Origin of the sequence: Tatumella sp. UCD-D_suzukii (genome assembly GCF_000611875.2) — a bacterium.
Classification (GTDB): domain Bacteria; phylum Pseudomonadota; class Gammaproteobacteria; order Enterobacterales; family Enterobacteriaceae; genus Tatumella; species Tatumella ptyseos.
In genome coordinates this window covers 157,909-171,209 of record NZ_JFJX01000056.1, presented here as the reverse complement: position 1 = coordinate 171,209, position 13,301 = coordinate 157,909, and the positions used below count along the sequence as shown (strand labels likewise).

Here is a 13,301-nt window from a genome sequence, read left to right as displayed (position 1 = left end):
TGACCGGGCTTTACAACGGAGTATCAATGATGGAACTGGATTACGAGAGTAAACGACCGCTATATATTCCCTATGCCGGCCCGATCCTGCTGGAATTTCCGCTACTCAATAAAGGCAGCGCCTTTTCCCGGGAGGAACGTAACGAGTTTAACCTCAATGGCCTGCTACCGGAAACCGTAGAGACCATTGAAGAACAGGCCGAAAGGGCCTGGCAGCAATACCAGGAATTCAAAAATAATATCGATAAGCACGTCTTTCTGCGCAATATTCAGGACACCAATGAAACGCTGTTCTATCGTGTGCTGGCAGACCATCTGCAGGAAGTCATGCCCATCATTTATACCCCGACGGTCGGTACCGCCTGTGAGCAATTTTCAGACATCTATCGTCGCGCCCGCGGTGTGTTTATCTCCTACCCTAACCGCGAACATATCGAAGATATGTTACAGAACGCCACCAAACAGAATGTCAAAGTGATCGTCGTGACGGATGGTGAACGTATTCTCGGTCTCGGGGATCTGGGGATCGGCGGCATGGGGATCCCTATCGGCAAGCTGTCACTCTACACCGCCTGTGGTGGTATCAGCCCGGCCTACACCTTACCTATCGTGCTGGATGTCGGCACCAATAACCAGCAATTGCTGAATGACCCGCTCTATATGGGCTGGCGTCATCCCCGCATTGGTGAGGAAGAGTACAATGCCTTCGTAGAGGAATTTATCAGTGCGGTGAAACGGCGCTGGCCCCATGCGTTACTGCAATTTGAAGATTTCGCACAGAAAAATGCAACTCCGCTTCTTGAAAAATACCGCGATAAACTCTGCTGCTTCAATGATGATATTCAGGGAACCGCTGCCGTGGCGGTTGGCACGCTAATCGCCGCCAGCCGGGCCGCCGGCAGCCCGCTCTCAGAACAGACCATTGTGTTCCTCGGTGCCGGTTCCGCCGGTTGCGGTATTGCAGAGCAGATTATTAATGAAATGACGTCTGAAGGTCTGAGCGATACCGAAGCCCGTCGCCGGGTGATGATGGTCGACCGATACGGCCTGCTGACGGATAAACTGACCAACCTGTTACCTTTCCAGGCCCGTCTGGTGCAGTCCTCAGAGGCTATCGCCGACTGGGAAACCGGCAGTGATCACGTTTCTCTGCTGGATGTGGTACGCAACGCCAAACCGACTATCCTGATTGGTGTTTCCGGCCAGCCCGGGCTGTTTACCGAAGAAATTATTCGTGAAATGCACCGTCACTGCCCACGGCCAATCATTATGCCTTTATCAAACCCGACGTCCCGCGTGGAGGCCACCCCGGCAGATCTTATCAGCTGGACCGGGGGTGCAGCACTGATAGCCACCGGGAGCCCGTTTGCGCCGGTCACCTGGCAGGATAAGGTCTACCCGATAGCCCAGTGTAACAATGCTTACATCTTCCCCGGGATCGGGTTGGGTATTATTGCCTCCGGGGCCAGCAGAGTGACCGACTCTATGCTGATGAGTGCCAGCCGGGCACTGGCCGATTGCTCGCCTCTTGCTACCGACCCCACCGGCCCGGTATTGCCGGAACTGAGTGATATCCAGCAGGTTTCCCGCCGGATAGCGATAGAAGTGGCCCGTGCCGCCCGGCTCGCCGGCGTCGCCCCGGAAAGCTCCGAAGAGGCACTGGCGCAGGCGATAGAGGATAATTTCTGGACTCCGGCCTATCGCCATTACCGTCGGACCTCAATCTGAGATTGCCGTTCAGCAGAACCTTCCACCGGCAGCGCAGCGATAATGTCTGCGCTTGCCTGACCGAAGTGGCTCAAGTACCCTTGGGTCACTTTTTAATTATCAGATGAGTGATCCGGCCGCATGCTCAAACGTCTCTTTACCCTTCTCTGTTGCCTGATTTTACTGGCAGGCGTGACTGCATTGGGGCTTGACCGTTGGATCAGCTGGAAAACTGCCCCCTATATTTATGAAAACGTCAGTCAGCTGCCCCACCGTGAAGTCGGCGTGGTATTGGGGACTTCAAAATATTACCGTACCGGTGAGCTGAATCAGTATTACCTTTACCGCATCCAGGGCGCTCTGAATGCCTATAACAGCGGAAAGGTGAATTATCTGCTGCTCAGCGGTGACAACGCCCTGCAGAGTTATAACGAACCCCGAACGATGCGCAGGGATCTTATCCGTGCCGGTGTCGACCCGGCGGATATTGTGCTGGATTATGCCGGTTTCCGTACGCTGGATTCTATAATCCGTACCCGTAAGGTGTTTGATACTAACGATTTCACCATTATTACCCAGCGTTTTCATTGTGAACGCGCCCTGTTTATCGCGATGCATCAGGGGATTGCAGCACAGTGCTATGCCGTTCCTTCTCCTAAGAATATGCTGGGTATTCGCATCCGTGAAATTGCTGCACGCATTGCCGCCCTGGCGGATTTGTACCTGTTTAAAAGTGAGCCTCGCTATCTTGGTCCGTTGATCCCTATCCCGCCGGTCACCGAAATTCCTGATAACGCCCCGGGCTATCCGGCCATTACGCCGCAACAGTTACAGGGAACCCCGGAACAACCCGCCCCGGAACACAAAGCAAAAGCCGCCCCGCTGACTGACGGGTATCAGGCTCATGCCGCAAATTGCGCTCTGCTGGCCACCTTTGCCGGTCAGCCTGCGGTTTCCGGCCCCGTTACCGGGATTTTGCCGATCAGACCGCCGGATGCCCTGTCAGGTGTTACCCGCGCAGCGGATAATGATGCCGGACGCCGCCCCCGGAATTACCATCAGATGCTGCCGGGGGGAACAGAATGTCCGGTACCGGCTAACGCTGCACAGGTGCCTGTCCGGCCCCCCGCGCTTCCCCCGGCAGTGAAACCCGGAGTTACCACCGGGCCTGAAGGCCCGGACTCAGCAGTACGCTAACCCGGGATACCGCCCTTGCCGGGCGGGAACCGAATAAACGCGCTTATCCCTCACCGGAACCGGCTGTTTTCCGGGTCAGGATCCGCCAGAGTTGCTCCATCGGCCCGCGCGGAAAATACCGTAACCAGCACAGCGAAAACAGCGCATTGATCACCCAGATAAACGGCACTATCAGTAACAACTGCCAGCGCTGGAAATGCAGGAAGAACCCGGCAGTGGAGAAAATCAACGTACAGACCAGGGTTTGCAGCAGATAGTTACTCAGGGCCATACGACCGATGCAGCAAAAGAGATAACCGACCCGCATCGATGAGATTTTTTGCCAGCCGGCCAGCACCAGTGCCGCATACCCCAGGCTTATCAGGGGGCTGGCAATTTCGCCGGGAATTTGCAGATAAAATCCGCTCCAGCGGAATGACCAGCCAGTGAGCCACTGGGCTGTCGTGCCGGCGGCTTCCAGCAGAAAACCGGGAACCAGTAATAACGCCGCTGTACGAAGATAGTCGGCCGGGGGGCGGTTACCCAGTAGCCAGCCATTATGCACCAGTGCCGCGCCGATCATCATCAGTCCGGTCAGCTCCCAGCCATACTGTCCGAAAAATGCCACCAGCATCGATGCCAGATGATCGGTGCGGTAATCTATCGCAGCCATGCCGGGGTGCAGTACCCGTTGCTGTTCAAGAAAAACCTCGGCGGCACCGGGCAGCCAGTCACTGCCCGCATGGCCTGAAGATATCGCCCCGAACAACAGCAACATCAGGCACCCGACCGCGTAAAACAGAATACCGGTGCGCATCAGTACGCCGGGAGAGTGTGCATCGCGGATCATCCGCCAGCTCAGCATCCCGGCCAGCGACCAGGCCACCAGAATATCCCCCTGCCATAACAGTACGGCATGCAGCACGCCGAACAGTAAAAGCCAGCCCAGCCGCGACTGTATCCAGGCTCCGCCTTTCGGCAACTGAAACACCAGTCCGGCACCAAACAGTAACGCGAACAGGTTAAGGAACTTAAGCCGTGCAAAGACCTCGAGGACTGCCCAACTGATGGCATCCGGACGCGTAATAAATCCCTGCCAGGCCGGGTTCAGATAGGCGGCCGAGGGTAAACCGAAGCTGACAATATTCAACAGCAGTATGCCGGCGATGGCGGCACCACGGATAAAATCAAGCTGGGGATAACGCGGCATGTGACAACCCTGACAGGAAAGAAAAAGCCATATCCTGAAGGATATGGCCTGATAACGGGGAAATCAGTTGTGTCTGACCGCGCGCAGAAATTCCTGACGGGTATTCTGACTCGACTTAAACAACCCGCCGAGTGACGTGGTCGTGGTCGCGCTGGTCGCATCCTGAACCCCGCGGGCTTTAACGCAGTAATGAACCGCGTCAATACACACTGCCACATTATTGGTCCCGAGCAGCGTCTGTAACGCAACCAGCACCTGTTGGGTCAGACGTTCCTGCACCTGCGGGCGCTGTGCAAAGAACTGCACGATACGGTTAATTTTTGACAGACCGATCACTTTATCTTTCGGGATATACGCCACGGTAGCTTTACCGTCGATAGTCACAAAGTGATGTTCACAGGTACTGGTCAGCGAGATATCACGCACCGTGACCATCTCATCGACCTTCATTTTATTCTCAATTACCGTGATCTTCGGAAAATTGGCATAATCGAGACCCGAAAAGATTTCATCGACATACATTTTCGCAATACGGTGCGGAGTCTCGGTCAGACTGTCATCGTCCAGATCAAGGTTCAGTAATTGCATAATTTCGGTCATATGACCGGCAATAAGCGCTTTACGTGTGGTGTTATCCAGTTCACGCGCAGGCTTACGTAACGGGGTTTCCAGACCGCGGGCCACCAGTGCTTCATGTACCAGTGCCGCTTCCTGACTTAAAAGGGACATCTACTATTCTCCGGCAGGTGAATTCTCAGCCCTGGCAACGGGCGGCGAATCATAATTATTGCTTATTGTGAATCAGTCCGGCGGGATTATCCAGTAGCTTACGGTGATCATCTTTCATCAGCAGCAAAAAATATTTCACACATCAGCCCTGCGGTTCAGGCTTGCCTGCCGCCGCCGCGGCGACTACAATCACAAAAATTATGAATAAATCACTTTAACTTCATTTCATAAAGAGAATAATTATGGATTTGGTGCAGCTACGGATGTTTTGTGCCGTTGCCGATACCGGCTCGGTCGCCCGGGCGGCAGAATTACTCCACAGAGTGCCGTCCAACCTGACCACCCGCCTTAAACAACTGGAAGAAGAGCTGGGAACCGACTTACTGATCCGCGAAAAACAGCGGGTACGTTTATCCCCGGTCGGACATAACTTTCTCGGTTATGCCCAACGTATTCTGGCATTAAGCGAAGAAGCCATCAGCATGACCCGCCAGGGGGAACCGGCCGGAAATTTTGCGCTCGGCACCATGGAAAGTACGGCGGCGACCCGCCTGCCGGGTCTGCTCGCGGCGTATCACCAGCGTTATCCGTCGGTCTCTCTGTCCCTGATCACCGGGACATCCGGCGAAATTATCGACCACGTACGCGAAGGGACGGTGGCTGCCGCCCTGGCCGACAGCCCGGAAGGTTATGACGAACTGCACAGTTGTGTCGCTTTCCGTGAAGAGCTGGTGCTGATCACCAGCAGTGAACACCTGCCGGTCACCTGCCCGCGGGATGTTCAGGGCGAGACGTTTTTTGCATTCCGTAACAGTTGCTCTTACCGGCTGAAGCTGGAGGAGTGGTTTCGCGAAGGTGACGCACAGCCCGGCAGTATTATGGAAATTCATTCCTATCATGCGATGATTGCCTGTGTGGCGGGAGGGGCCGGACTTGCCATTATTCCGTATTCCGTGCTGGCTCAGATGAGTGACCGGGCACGTATTCGTGTTCATCATCTGCCGCAGAAATATAGCCAGGTCTCAACCTGCCTTATCTGGCGACGGGATGCGTTTACCCCGAATGTTGAAGCCCTCAAGGAGCTGATGATCCGCTTTTTTGTACGGGATACCCCGGCAGGCACCGACGAAGAGATTACCGGGAGCACGCCTTGCACGCCCGTTTCCCCCTGATTTTTTTAACGGTTGTTGCCTTTGCAACAGCCCCGAATGCTGATTAATGACAGGAGCGTGATATGTCCGGACTCACTCTTTGCGAAGAGCATCTGATGTTTGGTGGCCGCCAGCAACGCTGGCAACATACCTCAGCGACGCTGGGCTGTGAGATGAAATTCAGTCTGTTCCTGCCCCCGGCAGCGACCGCTCAGCCGGTTCCGCTGCTCTGGTGTCTGGCAGGGCTGACCTGTACTGATGAGAATTTTTCCGTGAAATCCGGCGCTCAACGACTGGCCGCCGGGCAAGGTATTGCGCTGATTATGCCTGATACCAGTCCGCGTGGCAGTGAGGTTCCCGACGATGAGCAGTACGACCTGGGCCAGGGAGCCGGATTTTATCTTAATGCCACACAGGCCCCCTGGGACCGGCATTATCGTATGTACGGTTACCTGACTCAGGAGTTGCCCGCATTGCTGGCAGAACACTTCAGCTTCAGCGATCGTCAGGCTATTATGGGGCACTCGATGGGGGGCCACGGTGCGCTGGTACTGGCCCTGCGTGAGGCCGGACGTTTTACCTCGGTCTCGGCTTTCGCCCCCATCGTCAATCCTTCTTCCGTCCCCTGGGGCGAGAAAGCCTTTACCGCCTATCTGGGAGCGGATCGTGATGCATGGCGTCAGTATGATGCCAGCCTGCTGATGGCGGAAGCCACCCACCGGCTGCCGGTGCTGATAGACCAGGGGCTTTCTGATAATTTTTACCCGCTACAGCTGCAACCGGAAGTGCTGGAAAATATCGCCCGTGAACATCAATATGATCTGACCCTGCGCTGGCAGGAAGGTTATGACCATAGCTACTATTTCATTACCAGCGTCATTGAAGATCATCTTCGTTTCCACGCACGCCATCTGCTGGCGGCCTGACGCAACACCAGCCATAAAAAAACCCATGCATTGCATGGGTTTTTTATTACTAAGCTAACCGGACTGACAGATTAGCTGTCACTTTTGGAAATGGCCGGGAATTCCATCTCATGGTATTTCACAAAACGGGTCCCGCGCGTCCATTTATAGCCCAGCCAGATCACCAGGAACAACGGAATACCGATATAGGTCGCTGCCACGCCATACCAGTCAATGGTATCGGCCATAAAGGCCTGATAGTTCTGCCCCAGTGTGATGATAAGGCAGAGCACAAACGCAAACACCGGTCCGAGCGGGAAGAGCCCTGCACGGTAAGGCAGGTCTGCCAGGTTATGCCCCTTCGCCACATAACCGCGACGGAAGCGGTAATGGCTGATGGCGATCCCCAGCCAGGCAATAAAGCCGGTCATCCCTGAGGTATTCAGTAACCACATATAGACGGTCTGATTACCAAATTTGGATGATAAGAAGCAGAGTGCTGCAATCACGGTCGTCGCAATCAGTGCATTACGCGGCACACCATTTGCCGTCAGACGGGCAAAGATTTTTGGTGCTTTCCCTTCCTGTGCCAGCGTAAACAGCATCCGTGTAGACGCATACATTCCGGAGTTACCGGCAGAGAGCACTGCCGTCAGGATCACTGCATTCATTACCGCAGCCGCAGATAACAGCCCGGCATTCTGGAACACCAGAGTGAAAGGACTGACGCTGATGTCTTTAACATCATTATGCAGCAGACGCGGATCGGTATACGGCAGTAACAGACTGATAATAAGGATAGCCAGCACATAAAACAGCAGGATCCGCCAGAATACCTGACGCATAGCGCGCGGGATATTCTTGCCCGGGTTTTCCGATTCACCGGCCGCAATCCCGATAAGTTCAGTCCCCTGGAAAGAGAAGCCGACAATCATCGCCACGCCGATCATCGCAGAGAATCCCCCCGCAAAAGGTGCACCGCCAATGGTCCAGTTATGCCAGCCACCCTCTCCTGCACCCCGCAGAATACCGGTCACCATCATCAGTCCGACGATAATAAAGATAACCACGGTCACCACTTTAATCAGCGAGAACCAGTATTCCGCTTCACCAAAGCCTTTAACCGAAATCACGTTCAGCAGGAAAATCACCGCCAGGAAGAGGCAGCTCCAGACCCAGCCAGGAACGTCCGGGAACCAGTAGCCCATCACCAGTTGTGCGGCGACCAGGTCGACGGCAATGGTGACTGCCCAGTTGTACCAGTAATTCCATCCCAGAGCGAAGCCAAAGCCTTCTTCGACGTATTTGGCACCGTAGGTTGCAAACGATCCGGAGACCGGCATATACGCTGCCAGTTCACCGAGGCTTGTCATCAGGAAGTAAACCATCAGACCGATAATGGCATAAGAAAGAAGTGCGCCGCCGGGTCCGGCCTGAGAAATGCTGGCCCCTGAGGCGACAAAGAGCCCGGTACCGATAGACCCGCCAATGGCTATCATCGTCAGATGACGGGCTTTTAATACACGTTTCAGGCCAGGCTTATCTGTTGTTTTTGTATTATTATTCATCAGTAAACACTATGCTGGATAAAAATGAGGCGCGATTGTACCAGCTCACCGTTACCTGTATAGCATTACCACTGCGTTATAAGTTACCTTCATAATCCCCTGCCTATTATTAGCAACCCCGGGCGGGCCGGGTCAGACAATATCCTGTTCACGGCAATAAGACAGAAAACGGGTCAGCGATCGGGACAAATGTTTTTGCTGATGATGGATGCGATACAACGTCCGTGTCAGCGGCGGTAACGGCAGCGGAACCTGGCGCAGACTGCCATTTTCCAGCTGATCGGCGATCACCCGGCGTGACAGGCAGCTTATGCCCATCCCGTAGCGTACCGCATGCTTGATAGCCTCTGAATTTCCAAGCTCCATCTCAATTCTGAAATGAGGCAGATGAGAAAGCAGCAGATAATCCACTATCTCCCGGGTGCCTGACCCCCGTTCCCGCAGGATCCAGGGCGAATCTGCCAGTCTTTCCAGCGTGACTGCCTGGTTGAAAATGGCTGACCGGGGTGAAGCGAAAACCACCAGCTCGTCCTGTAGCCAGTTTTCGCTGACAATGCCGGTAATATGACAAGGTCCTTCGATAAGCCCCACATCCACGCGAAAATCACTGACAGCCTGTATCACATCCTGGCTGTTACCCACCGTGAGATCCAATGGTGCCTGCGGAAAATCACGCCGGTACTCTGCCATCATGGCGGGCAGCAGATAGTTACCGATAGTACTGCTGGCAGCGATGCGGATGGCGCCATGATCTTCGCGGAAAAGTTGCTCAGTCTCTTTGGCCTGCTCCAGTAATGAGACGGCTTTCGGGTAGAGCAAACGACCGTGTTCATTCACAATCAGTCGCTTGCCGGAGCGATCGAACAGTTTCACCGATAACTGATGTTCAAGATCAGCCAGCGCAGCACTGACGGCGGACTGTGAAAGTGCCAGTTGCTGCGCGGCACGGGTGGTCGACCCGCTCTTAACAATTTCGCTGAATACTTCCAGCTGCCTCAGGGTGATATGCACTCTTTCTCCTCACGGATTTTTCACGGATGGGGTAACACCCGATTTATAACCAGTTATAGTGGTTAATTATAAATATATAATCAATTTCTCTTTTAAGCAAAACCCCGGCAGGATGAAGGTCAGTAACTCAGGAAGGAAGAACACGATGACTCTGCACCAGCCCCACCGGGCACCTCTGCCCCGCCTCCCCTTGCTCAACGGTATCCTGCTCAGCGGGGTGATAGCGGCAGGCATGCTGCCTCTGATCCAGATCCCTCTGATTGCCAGGCTGGGACTGGGTGCACTGACGCTGGCAATCCTGACCGGTATTATTACCGGTAATCTGCTGCCCGCATCGGTTCACGTTCGTTGCGAACAAGGGATAGCCTTCAGTAAGCATTACCTGCTGCGACTGGGGATTATTTTATACGGATTTAACCTGACCTTTCAGCAAATCAGCCATATCGGTTATCGCGGCCTGGTCACCGACATGATCATGCTGAGCAGCACGTTTCTGGTGACCTGTCTGGCAGGACTGTACTGGATAAAACCGGACAAACAGACCGTGTGGCTTATCGGAGCCGGTAGCAGTATCTGCGGCGCGGCGGCAGTACTGGCGACCGCACCGGTCATTAAAGCCGATGCCGGAAAAGTGGCCGTCGCAGTGGCGACGGTCGTTATCTTCGGTACGGCGGCCATTTTTATCTATCCGTTGATCTGGGAGGTTATCCACCCCTGGCTGCCGGGGATCGGTGCTGAACAGTTCGGTATTTATACCGGTTCGACCGTCCATGAGGTCGCCCAGGTCGTGGCAGCCGGCCATGCTATCAGTCCGCAGGCCGAAGATACCGCAGTGATTGCCAAAATGCTGCGGGTCATGATGCTGGCACCCTTCCTGCTGCTGCTGGGCCAATGGGTTAACCGCACCCGCCCGTCTGCAGAGACTGAAGGCCCCGGAAAAATCACCTTCCCCTGGTTTGCCCTGATTTTTATTCTGGTCGCCGTCGTTAACTCGTTCGGTTTACTGTCTGACACCCTGCTGAGCTGGATCCACTGCATTGATAATATCATGCTGGCAATGGCAATGGCCGCCCTGGGCCTGAGCACCCGCCTGTCTCAGCTGAAAACTGCCGGGCTGAAGCCACTACTGCTGGGAGGCGTTGTTTTTCTCTGGCTGATTATCGGCGGCGCTGGCGTCAATCTGTTGGTATGGCATGTTATGAAGTAAATCCTCAGGTATGATGTGTCACATCTACCAGAGACCGGGAAGTGAGGAGAAAGTAATGAAGTTTATCGGTGCGCATGTCAGCGCCGCAGGGGGCGTGGAAAATGCGGTCCTTCGTGCACACGAACTGGAAGCAACGGCCTTTGCACTGTTTACCAAAAACCAGCGCCAATGGCGCGCTGCGGCGTTAACAGAGGAAAGTATCAATGCCTTCCGTCAGGCCTGCGAAAAATATAACTTCAGCTCAGGACAAATTCTGCCCCATGACAGTTACCTGATCAATCTTGGTCATCCGGTCAGTGAGGCGCTGGAAAAATCACGACTGGCCTTTATTGATGAGATACAACGGGCGGAATTGCTTGGCCTGTCATTACTTAACTTCCATCCGGGCAGCCACCTGCAACAGATTGCTGAAGAAGACTGTCTGAAGCTGATTGCCGAATCGATCAATATCGCGCTGGATCAGACGCGGGGCGTAACTGCAGTCATCGAAAATACCGCCGGTCAGGGCAGTAACCTGGGGTTCCGTTTTGAACACCTGGCAGAAATTATCCATCACGTTGAAGATAAAAGCCGTGTCGGTGTCTGCATCGATACCTGTCACGCCTTTGCCGCCGGTTACGACCTGCGTACGGTCGAAGATTGTGAAAACACCTTCCGGGATTTTGAGCGGATTGTCGGTTTTAACTACCTGCGGGGCATGCACCTGAATGATGCGAAAAGTGAATTCGGCAGCCGCGTAGATCGCCATCACAGTCTGGGCGAAGGGAATATCGGCAATACCGTGTTCAGCTGGCTGATGAAAGATCCCCGCTTTGATGGTATTCCGTTAATTCTGGAAACCGTGAATCCGGATATCTGGAAAGATGAAATTGCCTGGCTGAAAGCACAACAGACAGCATAAAAAAACAGGGCGCAATGCGCCCTGTTTTTCAAATCACACATCCCTCAGGCGGTGACTGCTTCCGGTTTTTTCAGGAAGGCATAAGCAATACCCGCCAGCGCCGTTCCGATAATAATGGATAACAGATAACCCAGTACCGGAGTAATCGCCCCCGGGATCAGCAGAACAAACAAGCCGCCGTGGGGTGCCATCAGTTGGGCACCGATAGCCATAGAGATAGCCCCGGTCACCGCACCGCCAACGAGACAGCAAGGGATCACCCGCATCGGGTCACGGGCAGCGAACGGAATGGCACCTTCAGAAATAAAGCACAGCCCCAGCACCAGTGCGGCTTTACCGCCTTCCTGCTGACTTTTATTAAATTTCCTTTTAGCCAGTAAAGTCGCCAGCCCCATCGCCAGCGGAGGTACCATTCCGGCAGCCATAATGGCGGCCATCGGCGCGTAGGTTTTGCTGCTCAGTAAACCGACACCAAAGGCGTACGCCACTTTGTTCACCGGGCCCCCCATATCGGTACACATCATACCGCCCAGCACCGCACCCAGCAGCACCGCGTTCGCCGTACCCATGTTACCCAGCCAGTGAGTAAGCCATTCCATAATGGCTGCTACCGGTTTGCCGACCACATAAATCATCAGCAGGCCGGTGATCAGGCTCGCCAGTAATGGAATAATCAGGATAGGTTTCAGGGCTTCCATACTCTGCGGGAGTTTCAACCGTGTACTGATAAATTTCGCCACATAACCGGCAATGAAACCGGCAATGATACCGCCAAGGAAACCGGCATTCGTGCTGGTCGCCAGCATACCGCCAATCAGCCCCGGTGTCAGACCAGGACGGTCAGCAATCGAGAAGGCAATGTAGCCCGCCAGCACCGGCACCATTAACGCGAACGCACTCCCCCCGCCAATCTGCATCAGTGCGGCAGCCAGCGTCCCTTCCTGATGGAAGGCCGTGATCCCGAAGGCGAAAGATAACGCGATGCTCAGACCACCTGCGACCACCATCGGCAGCATGTAAGACACACCGGTCAGCAAGTGACGGTAAGCGCCGGCCTTTTCTTTATTACCCTCGCTGGCAGCAGCTTGATCGGCTGACGCCCCCGCGGCATGGTAAGGCTTAGCTTCCGCCAGGGCTTTATCAAATTCCTGGGCGGTTTTCTTCAGTGCCAGTCCGGTCGAGGTGCGGTACATGGGTTTGCCGGCAAATTTAGCCAGATCAACCTCGATATCGGCGGCAATAATCACCAGGTCGGCAGCCGCGATTTCCTCAGCGCTGACCGGATTACCGGCACCGACTGATCCGCGGGTTTCTACCTTCGCCCACCAGCCACGTTTTTTAGCTTCTGCCTCGATGGCTTCTGCCGCCATAAAGGTATGAGCGACGCCGGTCGGACAGGCGGTTACCGCCACAATACGTTTGGCCCCGCTGGTCTCAGCCACCACAGGCTGAGCATTTACCGGTGCCTGCCAGGGAGTTGCCTGTTCACGAGCCGTAGTCAGAAAGGCCACTGCATCATTCAGCAGTGCCTGAAGATCTCCCTGCCAGAATGGCTTACCGCTCAGAGACGGATCGGTGGGAGCGTTTTTACCGGCAACCACCACAAGTTCAGCCTCGGCTGGCGAACGGGTTAAGGTCAGTCCGCATTTTTCAGCAGCCGTTTCAGCCGCTTTTTCGGCCATATATGCACTGGCTTTTCCCAGTGACGCATCAGTTATCAGCAGCGCTTTCATCATT

Annotated in this window: 10 protein-coding genes and 1 pseudogene; 6 read left to right on the top strand and 5 right to left on the bottom strand. The window is 54.6% G+C overall.

The features are described 5' to 3' along the window. Positions 1-29: 29 nt before the first annotated feature. Both CG67_RS13100 and sanA read left to right on the top strand, forming a co-directional pair. Positions 30-1,727 carry an NAD-dependent malic enzyme gene (locus tag CG67_RS13100; RefSeq protein ID WP_025903396.1) on the top strand — a complete coding sequence of 566 codons (1,698 nt, stop codon included), beginning with the start codon at positions 30-32 and terminating at the stop codon, positions 1,725-1,727. A gap of 120 nt (positions 1,728-1,847) precedes the next feature. Next, positions 1,848-2,537: pseudogene (gene sanA, locus CG67_RS13095) on the top strand (outer membrane permeability protein SanA); the annotation flags it as partial. Positions 2,538-2,946: 409 nt separating this feature from the next. Here the strand turns inward: sanA and yeiB are convergent. Further along, positions 2,947-4,092: a DUF418 domain-containing protein YeiB gene (yeiB, locus tag CG67_RS13090; RefSeq protein ID WP_025903394.1), complete on the bottom strand. Its 1,146-nt coding sequence runs from the start codon at positions 4,090-4,092 to the stop codon at positions 2,947-2,949. Positions 4,093-4,155: 63 nt separating this feature from the next. Beyond that, positions 4,156-4,821, bottom strand: a complete 666-nt coding sequence (gene folE, locus CG67_RS13085) for a GTP cyclohydrolase I FolE (protein WP_025903393.1) — start codon at positions 4,819-4,821, stop codon at positions 4,156-4,158. 242 nt (positions 4,822-5,063) lie between these two features. Between folE and CG67_RS13080 the strand changes: the two genes are divergently transcribed. Both CG67_RS13080 and fghA read left to right on the top strand, forming a co-directional pair. Then, positions 5,064-5,993 carry a LysR family transcriptional regulator gene (locus CG67_RS13080; RefSeq protein WP_025903392.1) on the top strand — a complete coding sequence of 310 codons (930 nt, stop codon included), beginning with the start codon at positions 5,064-5,066 and terminating at the stop codon, positions 5,991-5,993. A gap of 62 nt (positions 5,994-6,055) precedes the next feature. Beyond that, on the top strand, positions 6,056-6,898 hold the full coding sequence (fghA, locus tag CG67_RS13075) for an S-formylglutathione hydrolase (protein WP_025903391.1): 843 nt from the start codon (positions 6,056-6,058) through the stop codon (positions 6,896-6,898). 71 nt (positions 6,899-6,969) lie between these two features. Here the strand turns inward: fghA and CG67_RS13070 are convergent, their stop codons facing one another. Both CG67_RS13070 and yieE read right to left on the bottom strand, forming a co-directional pair. After that, the gene (locus tag CG67_RS13070; RefSeq protein ID WP_025903390.1) at positions 6,970-8,445 is read right to left on the bottom strand and encodes an amino acid permease; all 1,476 of its coding nucleotides are present in this window, start codon (positions 8,443-8,445) and stop codon (positions 6,970-6,972) included. 132 nt (positions 8,446-8,577) lie between these two features. Then, a complete protein-coding gene (gene yieE, locus CG67_RS13065; RefSeq protein ID WP_025903389.1) occupies positions 8,578-9,456 on the bottom strand; it encodes a DNA-binding transcriptional regulator YeiE in 879 nt (292 codons plus the stop codon). 145 nt (positions 9,457-9,601) lie between these two features. Here yieE and CG67_RS13060 point away from each other — a divergent pair, with 145 nt between their 5' ends. Further along, complete coding sequence (locus tag CG67_RS13060; protein ID WP_025903388.1) at positions 9,602-10,663, top strand: YeiH family protein; 1,062 nt, start codon at positions 9,602-9,604, stop codon at positions 10,661-10,663. Between the two features lie 55 nt (positions 10,664-10,718). Next, positions 10,719-11,564 (top strand): deoxyribonuclease IV, encoded by an 846-nt coding sequence (nfo, locus tag CG67_RS13055; protein ID WP_025903387.1) that lies wholly within the window; start codon positions 10,719-10,721, stop codon positions 11,562-11,564. Positions 11,565-11,608: 44 nt separating this feature from the next. On the opposite strand, the gene fruA is transcribed toward nfo, so the two are convergent. Further along, positions 11,609-13,297 (bottom strand): PTS fructose transporter subunit IIBC, encoded by a 1,689-nt coding sequence (gene fruA / locus CG67_RS13050; protein ID WP_025903386.1) that lies wholly within the window; start codon positions 13,295-13,297, stop codon positions 11,609-11,611. Between the last annotated feature and the right edge of the window lie 4 nt (positions 13,298-13,301).